The organism is Paenibacillus anseongensis (assembly GCF_009757995.1).
GTDB lineage: Bacteria > Bacillota > Bacilli > Paenibacillales > NBRC-103111 > Paenibacillus_E > Paenibacillus_E chondroitinus.
The window spans coordinates 126,532-141,153 of record NZ_WSEM01000015.1 but is presented as its reverse complement, the minus strand read 5'-3'; the positions used below and the strand labels follow the sequence as shown (position 1 = coordinate 141,153).

Here is a 14,622-nt window from a genome sequence, read left to right as displayed (position 1 = left end):
ACCGGACCCTCAATTTCTCAAGTCCGGCCTAGACGGTCTAGCCAATTTAAGAATCGGTTACGCTCGATCAGAGCGGTAATGGAGCTCACTTCAGCCTGTTTATGCAGCAAGATGAGCACGATCACAATCAGACATTGCATCTCCCAAGGAAGGGTCATGATGACGGTATATCCAAGCGTAAATCCAAGCAGATTCGCTCCGGCGTCCCCCAGCATGCCCTTGCCTCGAACATCCATGCCATATACCAAATAACCTCCCAGGCATACTGGCCATATAGGAAAAGCTAGAGGGATGCTACAGCCCGCCAACCATAAGGATACAACCACTACAGTCACTACACCTGTGAAAAAAAACTTCAGCGAACGCCCAGGACGCACATCAAGCAAGTTCAAAGCGTTCGTCATCAGCATAAGCAAAAGCATCTGCCCCCCTATCCACCAGATAGGGGTTTGTCCGTTTTCGGCCGACAATGCCAGCCATCCCGCAGCCGTGGCGATTCCTAGCGCCTTGACGGCTCCCATGGAGAACGTTTTCGTTTCTTTCCAATAACGATAATGTCCTTTTAAACCTTTCACTGCTTTGCTGCCGATTAGATCATCCGTCCAACCCAGCAAGAATATGAGGCTGGCTGCAAAAACAAACACCTGATGGTTCGTTTCAAGTAATTCCATCCTCGCCAAAGGGCCTATCTGCCAATAGGCAATAACGCGATTGACCAATTGTAGAATAAGCTCCTGCAGCCATAGAAGCAGCCACAGCAGCGCCCCCAACCCGCGCGGGACCACCTGTCCGGCATAGTTCGTTTCAACTTGACTATGGCCCTCCAGGAACCTCAAAACGTGCGGCAGCAGCCATCGCCCGGCTGCCGCAATCACCATCAGATCGAGGAGCGATCCGATGAGTACCATAGCTGCTTCCTCTCCTTCCAGCGAGACAGCAGCGCCAAGCTGACCGCGGCAAATTGCTTGCCGCGATGCATGAATCCGTGCCAATCCCGCCCCGTTTCCCGGTGCGTGATTGGCACGTCCAGCTCCACGATGCGCAGGCCGCGCCGCGCCGCATCGATGGTTAGCGCGACTTCCACGCCGAAGCCGCGCCGAAGCTCCCCAAGCTCCCGCAGCCGATCCGCGCGCACAGCGCGCTGGCCGGACAAGGGAGCTTCGGTCTCATAGCCGCTGAGTCGGCGGATGCCGCGGCGGGCTAAGCCCTTCACCAAGCCGAAGCCGGCTTTGGTGCGGGGCGGCGGCAGCTTCGCGATCGCCATGTCCGCTTCGTGCCGCAGCAGCGGCTCGATGAGCACGAGCGCCCGCCCAGCCGTAGCCCGCAGGTCGGCATCCAGAAAGAGCAGCAGATCGCCCCTGGCTTCGGCGACGCCTGACTGCATCGCCGCCCCCTTCCCGCATCGGCGATCGTGCTTAATCAGCTTGTCCGCCCACGGCCAAGCGGCTTCATAAGTTTTATCGCAGCTCCCGTCATCCACCACGATAATTTCAATTCTCATTCCCGGATTGTACATCAGATCCACGTGATCCTGCAGGTGCCGCAGCGTATGTTCAATGCTTCCCTCCTCATTCCAAGCAGGAATGATAATGGATATGTAAGGTTTCATCCTTCACCTCCGAGTTTCCATACGACATGGGCGACCCGCTTCACGATCCAATGCAATTGGAATAGACTCAATGCGATAAAAAATAGGGAAAGCAACAAAGTTGAGCTAATCTCTTTCGTCCAACCACGAGACTTATATAGGATGCCTATGCTCTTGATGTCCACCAATCGCGCCCCGACTTTCATTCTGACCAGGAGCGTGCTCCCCATGCCTGCTCTCCCTTTTTCCAGAAAATCAATCATATGCGTGCGCGCGCCTACCGTGACTAACACTTCACACCTTTTCTCATAAGCAAACAACAGCGCCATATCCTCGCTTGTACCAAAACATGGAAGCACATGGGCGGACAGCCCCAAATCTTCGATTCGCGAAAGTCCCGGCGCGGTTCCATCCGCATAAGCATGCACAACAATTTCAGCGCCGCAGGAGAGCGCCTTATCTGTCACGCTGTCCATATCGCCAACGATTAAATGAGGCAAGTAGCCACACTCGAGAAGAGCGTCCGCCCCGCCATCCACCCCGATCAACACCGGCTTTACTTCAGCAATATAAGCTTTTGCGGCAAGCAAATCCTTCTTATACCCTTTTCCTCTGGAAACAATCAACACATGCTTATCTTCCAAATTCGTTTGGATAGCAATCTGCGGGAGCGGCTCCATCACCGCATGCATTTCACGCATGGCGTAAGATAACGTATTATCAATGAAATGCTCCATCAATTGCGTCGTCCGTTCATTCGCTTGCTGCTGCATGCAAAGCCATTTTTCACGTGTAAAAGGGCTGCAAGGAATCACTTGATCCTCCATTAGGATCCGATCCTCATAAACCGAAATTTCCGAATTAGTCTTGAAAGCTTCGAATACAGCGGCATCTGCTTCCCAAATCGGAATTTGTTCTTGAAGCAGCATAAGAGGACCTAGAGTCGGATACCTCCCACTCATTGTCAGATCGCAATTAATGACAGCCTTGACTTTCTGATCGATAAGCTCTTGAGCGGCTACTTCATCGAGGTCACGATGCCGGAGCACGACAATGCGTCCAGGGGGTAAATCACGAAGCAGTACTTTCGTGATCGCTCCTGCGCTAATTTTCCCTCTGCACTGCGGCAGCGGCTTAGAAGAAAACAATGACAGCGAGGACCAATTCAAAATAGACACCGACTTTCCTTTCGTCTATAGATACGTCTATTTTGCCCTCTGCCATGAAATTCTATGTATAATATGCGCAGTTAATGGCAAGCATTGAGGTTATATTCTTGAGGAAAGGAGATTAACATCCATGGAGCTAAACATGAGTGCAGAGGAAGTGCTAGGCCATATTGTGCAGCTTCACAGCACAGGGGAATCACTAGCCAAGAAAAATGTGAAAAAGCTGCATCCTGATCTTATGAAAAACGCCCTGTATTACTACCCAAGCTGGGAACACGCCTTGCAAAAGACAGGAGTGGGCAATATCGTTCACTAAACATACATAGACATACATAGTAAAGCTCCGAGAGGCAGAACTCATGCCAAACTCGGAGCTATTTTTTCACCGTTATTCCTCGATTACTTCCCATTCCACCTGGATCATGCGGTCGACCCAAGTTCTGATCTTGATTTCAATCGCGCTCTCTATTTCTTCCTCTGTCATTTCCCCTAGCTTATGTTCAGCGATTTCCAACACATCTTGCTTCACCATGTCGCCGGCCACAGCCAATTGAATGCTGATCCGCAAATAACTCACCCTCTTAGATTCAGATCTATTTTCATTTTAAAAAAACTTTCCATTGCGACTGCTCCCATGAATATTTAGAATGAAGAAGTACTACGAATATTCTACAACGAAAAGAGGAAAATCCCATGTCCAAATCGCAAGCGCAAAAGCAGCGGCAGCGCCATTTACGAGAAGGTAAACTTGATCCTGCCATTCAACGTCTTCACTGGAACGGCGTTAATCCCGTATCCAAAAAGACCCCAAGCTTGAAAGAATTGCAAGCCAAACAGCTGCATAAACACAAATCAAGGAATTTGAACCATCACCATGGGGACGATTCCTTTTTTCATGTAATCGTAATGCCCTGTTCAGCTGCATAACGGATGCATGCTTCCTTCTCATCAGGACGAAACGTATACTTACAATCAAATCCGTTAAAAAACAGCTTCCACTCCGTGACAACTCCGTCATCATCCACCGCCAACTCAGCTACATATAAAGAATCAGGCTCATCCTCGAACTGTAGTCCGATATGGAGCTGCATCTTGCCCTCCACGATTTCCTGCTCACAATAATCGATTATCACCGGCTTAAGGCCTCCTATTGAATAAAATCTTTTTTATTTATATAATATACTAACGCGCCCAAGCTAATAAAGATAAGGGCATGCTAGTAGGAGGAATTACTAATGGCTTATGATCCGCAAGTAGTAGACGCAACAATCGTTAGTGATAATAAAAAAAATGGTCTTTTCGAAGTGGTCGTTTCATTGAAAGACCGGAACAAATGCCGTTTATTCTTTGAAAGAGATTCCGAAACCGGAATCGGCAGAGTGACCGACCTGAATAGATTGATGAAAGAACCTTGCCCGATCTGCCGCAAAGATTACCTTTGCAACTGCCTAGACCGGTACAAAGAATCCATCGCAGATCAAGCTTTAACTCTCATAAAATAAGTGCTGCATCTAGAAAATGGTTGGTCAGGAGGAAATCCTGATCAACCATTTTGCTTTTTCTCGCTTTTATATTGTTCGCAGGCGCGGATCCATTTTTCTACAATCCCCGGATTCGAAGCGAAATGTAAATGCGTGTAGCCGGCCACAAGGCTCCCGCTCGCATATCCATCTGTTCGAATCCCCATGCGTCCACTCGATTGAAAAGCTGGCGGTATAACCGCTCCCTCCGCCGGTTCAAAAGTGGAATAGTGAAACTCATGTCCACATGCTTTTGCCCCGGGTGAGAGTAAGAAGTTGGCTTCATTCGTACCCGTAATTTCACGGTAGCCTAATGCCGCTAACTTCTTTTGCATGGTCACTTTCCCAGGAACAATTCCTACCATGTTAAAAGCATTTCCTGTCGTATCTACAATTTGCTGAGTTAAATACATGAAGCCGCCGCATTCCGCCAACGTTGGAAGACCTTCCGCAATGCGATTGCGGAAAGACGCTTTTACCCCCTCATCAGCTCCCAGACGGTCAGCAAATTCTTCTGGAAACCCGCCTCCGAGATATAAGCCATCCGCATCCAACGGAACCTCCTCGCCTGCAAGAGGTGAGAAGAACACGCATTGCGCGCCTCCCTCCTCCAATAGTTCGAGGTTCTCCGGGTAATAAAAGTGAAATGCGGCATCCTTAGCTACCGCAATTCTCACACGCTTACGCGCACCTGGATTTGCATCAGAAAACAGCCGCGGCTGACTTTCAACCGGTTTTGCCGCTGCCACTTCAAGCAGTTGGTCCAAGTTCACGGTAGCGGCTACCTGATCAGCCAACTTGTCAAAAAAGGGCTGCAGCTCGCCTCTCTCGATCGATGGGACAAGCCCTAGGTGTCTCTCCGGCAGCTCAATGCTCGCATCACGAGGCATCCAGCCAAGGACAGGAATGCCGCATTCCTGCTCGATTGCTTGCTTCACCATCTTATAATGCGCTTCACTACCAGCACGATTGGCAATGACTCCAACGATGTTGTCGCCTTGCCCAAATTGCTGAAAGCCCTTGACAATTGCCGCTGCGCTTCTGGCCATGCTCGCAATATTCACAATGAGAACGACAGGAGCACCGAGAATTCGGCCAATGTCAGCCGTACTTCCTTCATCGGTTGCTGGATCTTTTCCATCAAACATCCCCATGACGCCTTCGATAATCGAAATATCGGAGCCGTTGCTGCCGCGAACAAATAATTCCTTTACCCCTTCACGGCCTACCATCCATGAATCCAAATTGCGGGAAGGCCTGCCTGTCACGGCTGTATGATAAGTCGGATCAATATAGTCGGGACCGCATTTAAATCCTTGAACCTCCAGCCCGCGTTTTTGTAGTGCGGCCATGATGCCAATTGCTAGCGTAGTTTTGCCTACACCGCTGCCCGTTCCCGCAATAACCATTCTACGTGTCACGCTTTTATTCATAGACAGCCCGATAAAGCCCCTCTAGTAAACTTTGATAGCTGCTCGCTTCATAGGTTATTTCCGAGAAAGACACATGAGTGACTTTGTTGCTCGTTTTAACGATAAAAAAACTGTCTTCCGCCCGATCCGGGTCAATATACGTGTAGCATTCGAGCTGGCTGCTTCCTGTTTTCTGGCGCAAAAATTCAGTTGCTTCCGCACTTGCATTTGCATATTTAGGCATGGTTGGATTCCTCTCAAACTAATAAATTCATGTTTCCTAGTATAACTTATTTCTTGATCTAAAATCCAAAAAGAAAAGACTCGGTAAACGAACCCTACCCAAGTCTCTTCTGAAAACCATATTCATTTCAATGGCGCCTTTTTCCTCTTCAATGCCAGATAACCGCCTAACAGCGAGACCGGCACGATCGCGAAGAAGCCAATCAGCTCATACCATAATGGGATACCGTTATTGCTCAGCATCGAATCGAACCCGATCGCCGCCCCAATGACACCAATACATGCCGCATTAAAATATTCCGCACGTTTCGCTACCCTGGCAGCGACATACCCGCCAAGAAACGACCAGAAAAGGCCAATGACTAAAAACAACAGTAAAAGCATGACATTTGAATAAAATGTGCTAATATCCTGCTCGTTCACCGGGTTACTTCCAAAGTATAGGCTGCCAAATAAAACGGTTGATACCAAAGTCCCCACATTATCAACCGCGACGCCTAACAGCACGCCCAGGAAATGAAATTTTCTTTCACTTTTTTGCTCAACCATAAATTATTCTTCTCTCCTGATTACTTGTCTAGATCTACCCATCATACCATGCTGAAGACCCAGTATCCAGTTTCTTACCAACCTGGCGATTACCCGCGCATCTTCCACCAAGCGGTGTTCGGTACTTCATCTGCATGAATACGCACGGTTTGGCCGATTTTCGGCGTTGCGATTCGGACGTGATTTCCATGTGCCGCTTTCACTGCCCGCTCAACCGGATCGAACCAATCATGCAGCGCTAAGGTGAAAGCTCCCCAGTGAATGGGAATGAGCAGCTTTCCTTTCACATCCTGATGGGCTTGTACAGTCTCTTCAGGAAGCATATGAATATCAGCCCAGCGTTTATCATATTGGCCGCATTCCATTAATGTAACATCGAAAGGGCCATACTTCCGGCCAATCGCTTCAAAATGAGGGGAATACCCGCTGTCTCCGCTGAAAAATACATTCGATTGCTCGCCTTTGATTACCCAGGAACACCAGAGTGTAGCCCCACGGTCTGTCATGCTTCTTCCTGAAAAATGCGTCGCTGGCGTACAAGCAAATGTCAGCCCATCATAGGTGAACTCATCCCACCAATCGTATTCCGCGATTTTTTCAGGTGGCACACCCCAGCGTTCCAAATGGCCTCCAACCCCTAGCGGGACCAGAAATTTATTTACTTTGTGCTTAATTTTCAGAATAGTGCCGTAATCCAGGTGGTCATAGTGATCATGAGATAACACGACGGCGTCAATGACAGGCAGTTCAGCAACTTCAAAAGGCAATCCGCCGCTATATCTTCCCTTCCCAAACCAAGGAAAAGGGGATGGAGCCCGGCCAAACATAGGATCGAGTAAAAGGGCCTTTCCATCGATTGTGAGCAGTGACGCGGAATGGCCAAACCATGTTACTTTTGTTTCGGTATCCTTTTGAAGAAGTGGGGCATCCATAACCAAGGGAGTGGACGGTCGACGATTAGGGGCGCTTTTGGTAAAATCACGCAAAATACCCAATGTTGTTTTTAAGTTCATCTCCATCATGGCTGGAGCAGGATTTTGAAATTTCCCTTGAACAAATTGGGGAGAACGCGATAATTTCAACGCTTTTTCCTTGGAAGGCCGTCGTCCAAAAACCGGATATCCATACAAAACTAGCACAATAACAACAATAAGCATCACAACAATCACTAATGTTAATAACAACTTCTTCGCGCCTCCAAGCTTTACCTTACGGTGGTTAGTATGTTTTGACTTAGATGTATAACGTAAATTTGCAAAGTTTGGTTCCAATTTTTTTGCAATTCGGGACAAAAGCACAATCAGTCCTCTCGCCCAAACATTCATTTAAAAATAGTCATAAGCTATCTCGAAACACAAACCAAATCTCAGTTGGAGGTTGATTCGGATGAGTTGTGGAACTGGTGGGTATAATTCTTCAGCAGCAATCTTGGTACTTTTCATTTTGCTGGTAATCATCACTAGCGCATTCGTTTGGTAATTAAACTTACGGAAAGGCTACCTACTTGATAGGTAGTCTTTCTGACATTCCATCTGCAGATTGCGCTTTTTATTTAATTCACGGCGGACTCGCTTGTGATTAATTCATATAAATCATTTACTTCGCAACCCAAAGTAACGGCAATCGAAATTGCCGACTTGAGTGGCATAATTCGTTTATTTTCCACGAAATCAGAGAGCTTCTCCGGCTTATAATGCAAAACTTGTGCTAATTCCTCCATCGACATCCCCTTTTCTTGCAAACGCTCACTTAGTAGACACCTGCCAAGTTCATATTTCATTGATAAAATCCTCCGCTTCATCTCGTTGTAAGAAACAATAAAACCCAATAAACCAAATTGGTTCATTGGGTCCATATACGGTTATAAAGATCCTAACTGTCTCAAGAAACCTTATGCTCAATTCTGAGCTTATCCGCCACCATCGCGATAAATTCGCTATTCGTCGGCTTCGATTTCGAGATATTAATCGTGTAGCCAAAAATAAAGGAAATGCTGTCGATGTTGCCGCGCGTCCAAGCGACTTCAATCGCATGACGAATCGCGCGCTCAACGCGGCTAGGCGTCGTTTTGTACTTTTCAGCGATGGCTGGGTAGAGGGTTTTGGTGATCGCGCCTAGAATTTCGATGTTATTATACACCATCGTAATCGCTTCGCGAAGATATTGATATCCTTTAATATGTGCAGGAACGCCGATTTCATGTATGATGCTTGTGATATTTGCGTCCAAATTTTTTCCTTTAGGCATATGTACGACATTCGCGCGAGGTGTTGAAGCCGAGGAGGTTGTCGCATTGGTTTGCGTATTGCCGACCAGCTGGCGAATTCGATTCGTTAACGTTTCCATGTCAAAAGGCTTTAGTATGTAATAAGAAGCTCCAAGCTGTACAGCCTTTTGCGTAATGTTTTCCTGACCGAACGCTGTCAACATGATGATCTTGGGTTGTGTAGGGAGGTTCATTTCCCTCATTTTTTCGAGTACACCCAAACCGTCCAGATGAGGCATAATAATATCTAAAATGAGTACGTCAGGTAATTCGCGTTGTTGTTCGAGAAAACGAAGAACTTCATTACCGTTGTACGCAACCCCTACAATTTCCATATCCTCTTGCTCACCAATGAACTCGGATAATAAATGGGTAAACTCACGGTTATCGTCGGCTAGTAAAACTTGAATTTTTTGCAACGTAAAATCCTCCTTTAGCTACTGGGCAGGTTTGGTTATTTCTCTCTTAAGAAAGGTATTCGACACCCCAACTTAAATTCCTTCTGTCGAATATTATTTTTCTTTTCTTTTATTTCACTTTCTTATATAATAATATATTTATCTTCTGCATACTACATTTTTCGACAAATTCATAGTAAAACGGATATTCCTTTGTAGAATCCGGTTAAAATAAAACAAAGAACCAAAGGCTTTAGCTCGCCTTTGATTCTTTGAAAGTCGCTCCATTTGATGGTCTAAGAATGATCCCTGAGTCTTGCAGCATCCACTCGATAAAGCAGCCATAGCCGCTTGTAGGATCATTAACAAACACATGCGTGACGGCACCGATGAGTTTCCCATTTTGAATGATGGGGCTGCCGCTCATCCCTTGCACAATACCGCCCGTTTTATCTAACAAACGAGGATCTGTGATTTTGATGACCATGCCTTTTGTTCCTGGCGTGTCCTGTTTAGAGACGTGAACAACCTGAATATCGAATTTCTCAACCTTCTGGCCTTCGACGACAGTATAAATCTGTGCCGGACCTTCCTTCACTTCCTCAGCGAAAGCTACAGGAATAGCTTCTTTGTCCAAGCTGTGGTCAGGCGCCGCATACATTTTGCCGAAGATACCGAAAGCTGTGTTGCGTTCGATATTGCCAATCACTTTGCTATCTTTGTAGAGCGTAGCATGTTTTTCGCCGGGATCACCGTTATGGCTTTTGGAGATTGAGGTCACATTGGAGTACACAATGTCGCCGTCACCAACAATAATTGGCGTCTGGGTATCCATATCCGTGATGACATGTCCCAGAGCTCCATATACACCCTGATCAGGCGCGTAGAAGGTCAGAGTGCCAACACCTGCAGCTGAGTCGCGGATATATAATCCCAAGCGATAAGACTTGTCTACAACATCATAAACGGGTTGAAGCTTAACCGAGATCTCTTCATTGTTGCGCAGGATTTTGAGATCCAGAGGTGTTTTGCTCTCTCCGGATTTAGCAACCAGGTCCGCAACCTTACTGACATCCTTCGAATCCTTGCCATTGATTTTGGTAATCAAATCTCCGACTTGAATTTTCGCTTCTTCTCCAGGTGAAACTTTTTGGTCTGGGGCAACAGAGACCAAGTGATGACCTACCACCAGAATACCGGCAGACTTAATCTTCACTCCGATGGTTTGGCCACCTGGAATGACTTTCAAATCAGGTACGACATTCACTTTCACTGTTTTAATCGGTATTGCGCCGAACAGCTTGAGCTTCATTTCGGTTTGCCCAGAGCGATCGGACTGTAATGAAATGGGTTCGTTCAGATTAACTTGAAATGAGTGCTCAGCATTGCCATTTACTTTCACAATGTCCGTGTCTTTGACCGTCACTTGGGCGCTAACGGGCATCGTTAATTGTAGCTGCTTCCCTTGACCACTAAACAAGCGGAGTTCTTGGGGGAAAGAGGCAAAACTTTGAAAAGGCGGAGACAAACTTACCATACAAACGAAGAAGACGAGCAGGAGTCCGAACAATCTTTTCCTTTTGCTGGATTGCAATATCTTCACGCTCCCTCACACATCCTTAGGCCCTGACGAACTTCGTCGTCAAATGCGTACCTATAAGTTAACCCCACTCCCCCTGTTTTATAACTGAAAATGATGACTATCTATACTTTCATGCCCTTGCTTTCTTATTTCTTGCCATGGCAAGCATTTCCCCTGCATGATGCAGCGTCGTTTCTGTCACTTCGACCCCGCCGAGCATCCGCGCCAACTCTTCAATTCGTCCGGAATCCGGCATATCTTGCACCCGGGTGAACGTTCTGTCCTGATCAACTTCTTTACGAATATAGAAATGAACATCAGCGAAGCTGGCGACTTGCGGTAAATGTGTAATCGAGAAGACTTGACAGCTGCCTGACAAATTAGACATTTTCTCAGCAATCGCTTGCGCCGCGCGTCCACTTACCCCTGTGTCAACTTCGTCGAAGACGAGTACAGGAATCTGATCGATTCGCGCAAAAATAGTTTTCATGGCCAGCATGATTCGCGACAATTCCCCACCTGAAGCGATTTTGCTAAGTCCACGAAGCGGTTCCCCCGGATTAGGCGCCATCATAAATTCAATCTGATCGATCCCTTGGCGCGAAAATTTCACTTTCTTCCCTTCAACTTCGATCCCGTTACGCTCGTCAAGCACTTGCTCGACTTGGACGCGGAACTGGGTGCGTTCCATCTGCAGATCGCGAAGCTCATGTTCAATCTGAACAGCGAGCTGCTGAGCAATTCCGCGGCGCAAATTAGAAAGATCAAGTGCAGCGACGCCTAATTGCTTTTCGAGCGCAGCAAGTTTCGCCTCAATCTTCTGAATATGCTCGTCCTTATTCTCGATCGTGTCGACTTCTGTTTTTATTTTCTCCAAGTAAGTCAGGATCTCTTTAATATTCTCTCCATATTTTCGGCGAAGAGACGTGATTGTATCCAATCTTTGTTCAATAAAATCCAAACGTGACGGGTTGAACTCAATACCTTCTCGATAATCGCGTAATTGGTAAGCGGCATCCTCCAGCTGATAGTAGGCGGATTGCGCCTGTTCAAGCAATGGCGTAAGATTGGCCGGATCCAATTGAACGATATCCTGAATGCGAGAAACCGCTTTGCCGGCGGCATCCAAGCCACGGTTCGTCGCATAAAGGAAATCGTAAGCTTCGGAAGTGCTTTGATACAGCCTTTCGGCATTGGCCAGTTTGCGCTTCTCTTCCGCCAAAGTTTCATCTTCGCCAGCCTTCAGCTTCGCAGCCGATATCTCATCGATTTGGAATCGATATAAATCCAGCATCTGAAGCGCTTGTTTACTCGTTTCCTGAAGCTCACGCAAATCCTTATGCAATTTCATATATTCATCATAAGTAGATTGATAGATTTTTTTAGCCGCAGCTATTTCCGCATCCCCGAACAAATCAAGAGAATGGATGTGCTCCTCATCGTTGAGCAGCGATTGATGCTCGTGCTGTCCATGAATATTAACGAGCCATTCCCCTGTTTGACGCAGCATTGTAAGATTGACGAGCTGACCATTAATCCGACTGGAGCTCTTCCCAGTAGCCGTAATTTCCCGGCGGATCAGCAAATGCTCGCCCGGATCCGCTTGAATGCCGAGCTCAGTCAGCGTATCCCAAACCGGATGAGTCGGCGGAAGCTCGAACATGGCTTCAATCTCAGCTTTGTCTGCTCCATAACGGACCAAATCGGAAGAACCCCTGCCGCCAACAATGAGTGTTAACGCATCGATGATGATGGATTTCCCCGCGCCTGTTTCCCCTGTAAGGACATGAAACCCCATTTTAAAACGGATATGCACGTGTTCAATAACCGCCAAATTACGAATCGATAATTCTGTAAGCATGTATTCCTCCTGGCTTTAAGATAATAAGGACATAACTTCGTTTACAAAAGAAACGCTTTTCTCTTTGCCGCGGCAAATCACAAGAATCGTATCATCACCGCAAATGGTTCCCATGACACCTTCCCACTCCAAATTATCGATCAGTGCGCAGATGGTGTTTGCAGTACCCGGAAGGCACTTCATCACAACCAGATTGTCGGTGCTATCAATGCTCACAAAATGATCGCTGAGCGCTCTACGCAGCCTTTGCATAGGGTTGAACCGTTGATCGGCTGGCATCGAATATTTATATCTCCCGTCATCCAGCGGGATTTTAATAAGATGAAGTTCTTTGATATCCCGGGAAACCGTCGCTTGGGTAACATGGAAACCAGCCGCCCGCAGAGACTCCACCAATTCATCTTGCGTCTCGATTTCGTTATTCGTAATGATTTCCCTGATTTTTACATGCCTTTGACCTTTCATGCCTACACCTCTATATGGAATGTGATTTTTTTGATTTTATTCATGGCCATATCGACATAAAGCACCCCGTCAGCCTCCGGATAAATAAGACTGTAAGCCAGCAGCATATCGCGAATGGAACTGCCTGTCATTTCAAGCGGCTTCCGTTCCTTGGCTACTTTAACCAGGTAAATGCGCTCATCCTTCTGGACAAAATAGTCAATAAATAGCCTGCTTTCCAGCTGCTCTTTATCGTTCAAGGTCATGGAGATTGGAATTTTGGTTTTACCGGCCAACACGTCAAAGCCAGCGCCTTCCAGCAGCTCAACAACTTCATCCTGAGGTATTTCTGAATGTTTCGGAATTCGGATTCGCTTTTTCGTTGGCCCATTCAGCCACCTTTGAAATCGAAAAAAAAGAAAACCTATACCTACAATCAGGATCAGCAAAATGACTGTGACATCGCCCTTCTCCATGTCCCTCACCTCGCCATAGTATTCGCGGATATGATCCGTAAATCCTTTTTATGAAGCAAGGAAAAACGACTTCGTCGTGCTTTTCTGGATGAGCGCGTTTGTCAACCAAGGATAAACGACTTCGTCGTCCTTTAGGACGAGCGTGTTTGTCAAGGTAGAGCGAAGCAAAAGTAAAACTTATACTTTCTTTATCTACTGAAAAAACCCATCTCTGGGCCACAAAAAGGGTGCTCAAAGATGAGTTTATTTGCCATGCAATTTTTGTGCTTCTTTTACGGTAACGGCAATGAGGTCTTTCAGCGAAGCAGCGTCAGCAAGCGTGGCATCATCATTCGAATCGCTTGACCAGTAAGCTAGAAATTCAATATTTCCTTCCCCACCCGTAATCGGTGAGTATGTTAATCCTTTCAATCGAAAACCAAGCTCTTCTGCAAAAGTGAGCACTGTGGTCAAAACTTCAGCATGCACGTCTGGATCCCGGACAACACCTGATTTACCCACTTTCTCTCGTCCTGCTTCAAACTGCGGTTTAATGAGCGCTACAACGGCACCCTCGTTCATTAAAATTTCTTTCACAGGAGGTAAAATAATGCGCAAAGAAATAAAAGAGACATCAATACTGGCAAAAGTTGGCCGCGGGCCGTTCAGGTCTTCCATTGTGGTGTAACGGAAATTCGTTCTCTCCATCACTTGAACACGCTCATCATTGCGCAGCGACCAATCCAATTGATTGTAACCTACATCAACCGCGTAAACCTTGGAAGCGCCGTTCTGCAGCGCACAATCCGTAAACCCGCCTGTGGATGCGCCGATATCAACCATCACAGCGCCAGCCAGATTGATCTCAAACTGTTTTAACGCCTTTTCCAGCTTCAGGCCGCCTCTGCTAACATAAGGATGAAGCGCCCCTTTCACTTTCAGCACAGCTTTTCGGCTGATTTTCATCCCTGCTTTATCTACGGGTTCTTCATCAGCAAAAACAAGGCCTGCCATAATGGCGGCCTTTGCTTTTTCCCTGCTTTCAAAATAGCCTTGCTCCAAGAGCAATAAATCCAATCGTTCTTTATCCGATGACATTGTGTTTGTCTTTACTCCTATTCGTAGCGTTGCAGCG

General features: G+C 46.8%; 20 protein-coding genes. 4 read left to right on the top strand and 16 right to left on the bottom strand.

Annotated features, from left to right (window positions below; translation table 11 throughout):
- Positions 1-17: 17 nt before the first annotated feature.
- Genes GON05_RS15495 through steA form a run of 3 tightly spaced genes read right to left on the bottom strand, consistent with a single transcriptional unit; the run spans position 18 to position 2,766 of the window.
- Complete coding sequence (locus GON05_RS15495) at positions 18-908, bottom strand: hypothetical protein (RefSeq protein WP_157319944.1); 891 nt, start codon at positions 906-908, stop codon at positions 18-20.
- Positions 878-1,609: a glycosyltransferase family 2 protein gene (locus GON05_RS15490; RefSeq protein WP_157319943.1), complete on the bottom strand. Its 732-nt coding sequence runs from the start codon at positions 1,607-1,609 to the stop codon at positions 878-880. The genes GON05_RS15495 and GON05_RS15490 overlap by 31 nt, the downstream gene beginning before the upstream one ends.
- A complete protein-coding gene (gene steA, locus GON05_RS15485) occupies positions 1,606-2,766 on the bottom strand; it encodes a putative cytokinetic ring protein SteA (protein ID WP_157319942.1) in 1,161 nt (386 codons plus the stop codon). The genes GON05_RS15490 and steA overlap by 4 nt, the downstream gene beginning before the upstream one ends.
- 121 nt (positions 2,767-2,887) lie before the next feature.
- Here steA and GON05_RS15480 point away from each other — a divergent pair, with 121 nt between their 5' ends.
- Positions 2,888-3,073: a hypothetical protein gene (locus tag GON05_RS15480; protein WP_157319941.1), complete on the top strand. Its 186-nt coding sequence runs from the start codon at positions 2,888-2,890 to the stop codon at positions 3,071-3,073.
- A gap of 72 nt (positions 3,074-3,145) precedes the next feature.
- Here the strand turns inward: GON05_RS15480 and GON05_RS15475 are convergent, their stop codons facing one another.
- The gene (locus GON05_RS15475) at positions 3,146-3,325 is read right to left on the bottom strand and encodes a hypothetical protein (RefSeq protein WP_157319940.1); all 180 of its coding nucleotides are present in this window, start codon (positions 3,323-3,325) and stop codon (positions 3,146-3,148) included.
- Between the two features lie 125 nt (positions 3,326-3,450).
- Between GON05_RS15475 and GON05_RS15470 the strand changes: the two genes are divergently transcribed.
- On the top strand, positions 3,451-3,684 hold the full coding sequence (locus GON05_RS15470) for a hypothetical protein (RefSeq protein ID WP_157319939.1): 234 nt from the start codon (positions 3,451-3,453) through the stop codon (positions 3,682-3,684).
- Here the strand turns inward: GON05_RS15470 and GON05_RS15465 are convergent.
- Positions 3,651-3,890 carry a hypothetical protein gene (locus tag GON05_RS15465; RefSeq protein ID WP_127449687.1) on the bottom strand — a complete coding sequence of 80 codons (240 nt, stop codon included), beginning with the start codon at positions 3,888-3,890 and terminating at the stop codon, positions 3,651-3,653. The two genes, GON05_RS15470 and GON05_RS15465, sit on opposite strands and share 34 nt — an antisense overlap.
- A 102-nt stretch (positions 3,891-3,992) precedes the next feature.
- Between GON05_RS15465 and GON05_RS15460 the strand changes: the two genes are divergently transcribed.
- Complete coding sequence (locus GON05_RS15460; RefSeq protein WP_127449685.1) at positions 3,993-4,259, top strand: hypothetical protein; 267 nt, start codon at positions 3,993-3,995, stop codon at positions 4,257-4,259.
- A 41-nt stretch (positions 4,260-4,300) separates the two neighbouring features.
- Here GON05_RS15460 and GON05_RS15455 read toward each other — a convergent pair whose 3' ends face one another.
- The 4 genes from GON05_RS15455 to GON05_RS15440 all read right to left on the bottom strand — a co-directional run bounded on the left by GON05_RS15455 (position 4,301) and on the right by GON05_RS15440 (position 7,665).
- Positions 4,301-5,710 carry a cobyrinic acid a,c-diamide synthase CobB gene (locus tag GON05_RS15455; protein ID WP_157319938.1) on the bottom strand — a complete coding sequence of 470 codons (1,410 nt, stop codon included), beginning with the start codon at positions 5,708-5,710 and terminating at the stop codon, positions 4,301-4,303.
- On the bottom strand, positions 5,703-5,933 hold the full coding sequence (locus GON05_RS15450; protein ID WP_157319937.1) for a hypothetical protein: 231 nt from the start codon (positions 5,931-5,933) through the stop codon (positions 5,703-5,705). Before GON05_RS15450 ends, GON05_RS15455 begins: the two co-directional genes overlap by 8 nt.
- Positions 5,934-6,055: 122 nt before the next feature.
- On the bottom strand, positions 6,056-6,481 hold the full coding sequence (locus tag GON05_RS15445) for a hypothetical protein (RefSeq protein WP_127449678.1): 426 nt from the start codon (positions 6,479-6,481) through the stop codon (positions 6,056-6,058).
- 89 nt (positions 6,482-6,570) lie between these two features.
- Positions 6,571-7,665 carry an MBL fold metallo-hydrolase gene (locus GON05_RS15440; RefSeq protein WP_246239163.1) on the bottom strand — a complete coding sequence of 365 codons (1,095 nt, stop codon included), beginning with the start codon at positions 7,663-7,665 and terminating at the stop codon, positions 6,571-6,573.
- Positions 7,666-7,867: 202 nt separating this feature from the next.
- Here GON05_RS15440 and GON05_RS15435 point away from each other — a divergent pair, with 202 nt between their 5' ends.
- Positions 7,868-7,960: a YjcZ family sporulation protein gene (locus GON05_RS15435; protein ID WP_145655433.1), complete on the top strand. Its 93-nt coding sequence runs from the start codon at positions 7,868-7,870 to the stop codon at positions 7,958-7,960.
- Positions 7,961-8,033: 73 nt separating this feature from the next.
- On the opposite strand, the gene GON05_RS15430 is transcribed toward GON05_RS15435, so the two are convergent.
- From GON05_RS15430 to GON05_RS15400, 7 genes are all read right to left on the bottom strand, one after another.
- Positions 8,034-8,261: a helix-turn-helix domain-containing protein gene (locus GON05_RS15430; RefSeq protein ID WP_157319936.1), complete on the bottom strand. Its 228-nt coding sequence runs from the start codon at positions 8,259-8,261 to the stop codon at positions 8,034-8,036.
- 101 nt (positions 8,262-8,362) lie between these two features.
- A complete protein-coding gene (gene spo0A, locus GON05_RS15425; protein ID WP_157319935.1) occupies positions 8,363-9,166 on the bottom strand; it encodes a sporulation transcription factor Spo0A in 804 nt (267 codons plus the stop codon).
- A 232-nt stretch (positions 9,167-9,398) separates the two neighbouring features.
- A complete protein-coding gene (gene spoIVB, locus GON05_RS15420; protein WP_157320050.1) occupies positions 9,399-10,739 on the bottom strand; it encodes a SpoIVB peptidase in 1,341 nt (446 codons plus the stop codon).
- A 118-nt stretch (positions 10,740-10,857) separates the two neighbouring features.
- Entirely contained in the window at positions 10,858-12,588 is a 1,731-nt protein-coding gene (recN, locus tag GON05_RS15415; protein ID WP_157319934.1) for a DNA repair protein RecN, read from the bottom strand.
- Positions 12,589-12,603: 15 nt separating this feature from the next.
- Entirely contained in the window at positions 12,604-13,053 is a 450-nt protein-coding gene (gene ahrC / locus GON05_RS15410; protein ID WP_127449667.1) for a transcriptional regulator AhrC/ArgR, read from the bottom strand.
- Positions 13,054-13,055: 2 nt separating this feature from the next.
- On the bottom strand, positions 13,056-13,508 hold the full coding sequence (locus GON05_RS15405; protein WP_157319933.1) for a hypothetical protein: 453 nt from the start codon (positions 13,506-13,508) through the stop codon (positions 13,056-13,058).
- Between the two features lie 243 nt (positions 13,509-13,751).
- The gene (locus tag GON05_RS15400; RefSeq protein WP_157319932.1) at positions 13,752-14,585 is read right to left on the bottom strand and encodes a TlyA family RNA methyltransferase; all 834 of its coding nucleotides are present in this window, start codon (positions 14,583-14,585) and stop codon (positions 13,752-13,754) included.
- Positions 14,586-14,622: the final 37 nt, after the last annotated feature.

Bases quoted from the DNA above. Each gene is read 5' to 3' on its own strand.
- GON05_RS15445 (WP_127449678.1), bottom strand. From the start codon at position 6,481: ATGGTTGAGCAAAAAAGTGAAAGAAAATTTCATTTCCTGGGCGTGCTG.
- GON05_RS15430 (WP_157319936.1), bottom strand. From the start codon at position 8,261: ATGAAATATGAACTTGGCAGGTGTCTACTAAGTGAGCGTTTGCAAGAA.
- GON05_RS15400 (WP_157319932.1), bottom strand. From the start codon at position 14,585: ATGTCATCGGATAAAGAACGATTGGATTTATTGCTCTTGGAGCAAGGC.
- GON05_RS15455 (WP_157319938.1), bottom strand. From the start codon at position 5,710: ATGAATAAAAGCGTGACACGTAGAATGGTTATTGCGGGAACGGGCAGC.
- GON05_RS15450 (WP_157319937.1), bottom strand. From the start codon at position 5,933: ATGCCTAAATATGCAAATGCAAGTGCGGAAGCAACTGAATTTTTGCGC.
- ahrC (WP_127449667.1), bottom strand. From the start codon at position 13,053: ATGAAAGGTCAAAGGCATGTAAAAATCAGGGAAATCATTACGAATAAC.
- GON05_RS15470 (WP_157319939.1), top strand. From the start codon at position 3,451: ATGTCCAAATCGCAAGCGCAAAAGCAGCGGCAGCGCCATTTACGAGAA.
- GON05_RS15490 (WP_157319943.1), bottom strand. From the start codon at position 1,609: ATGAAACCTTACATATCCATTATCATTCCTGCTTGGAATGAGGAGGGA.
- recN (WP_157319934.1), bottom strand. From the start codon at position 12,588: ATGCTTACAGAATTATCGATTCGTAATTTGGCGGTTATTGAACACGTG.
- GON05_RS15405 (WP_157319933.1), bottom strand. From the start codon at position 13,508: ATGGAGAAGGGCGATGTCACAGTCATTTTGCTGATCCTGATTGTAGGT.
- GON05_RS15480 (WP_157319941.1), top strand. From the start codon at position 2,888: ATGGAGCTAAACATGAGTGCAGAGGAAGTGCTAGGCCATATTGTGCAG.
- GON05_RS15435 (WP_145655433.1), top strand. From the start codon at position 7,868: ATGAGTTGTGGAACTGGTGGGTATAATTCTTCAGCAGCAATCTTGGTA.
- GON05_RS15460 (WP_127449685.1), top strand. From the start codon at position 3,993: ATGGCTTATGATCCGCAAGTAGTAGACGCAACAATCGTTAGTGATAAT.
- GON05_RS15495 (WP_157319944.1), bottom strand. From the start codon at position 908: ATGGTACTCATCGGATCGCTCCTCGATCTGATGGTGATTGCGGCAGCC.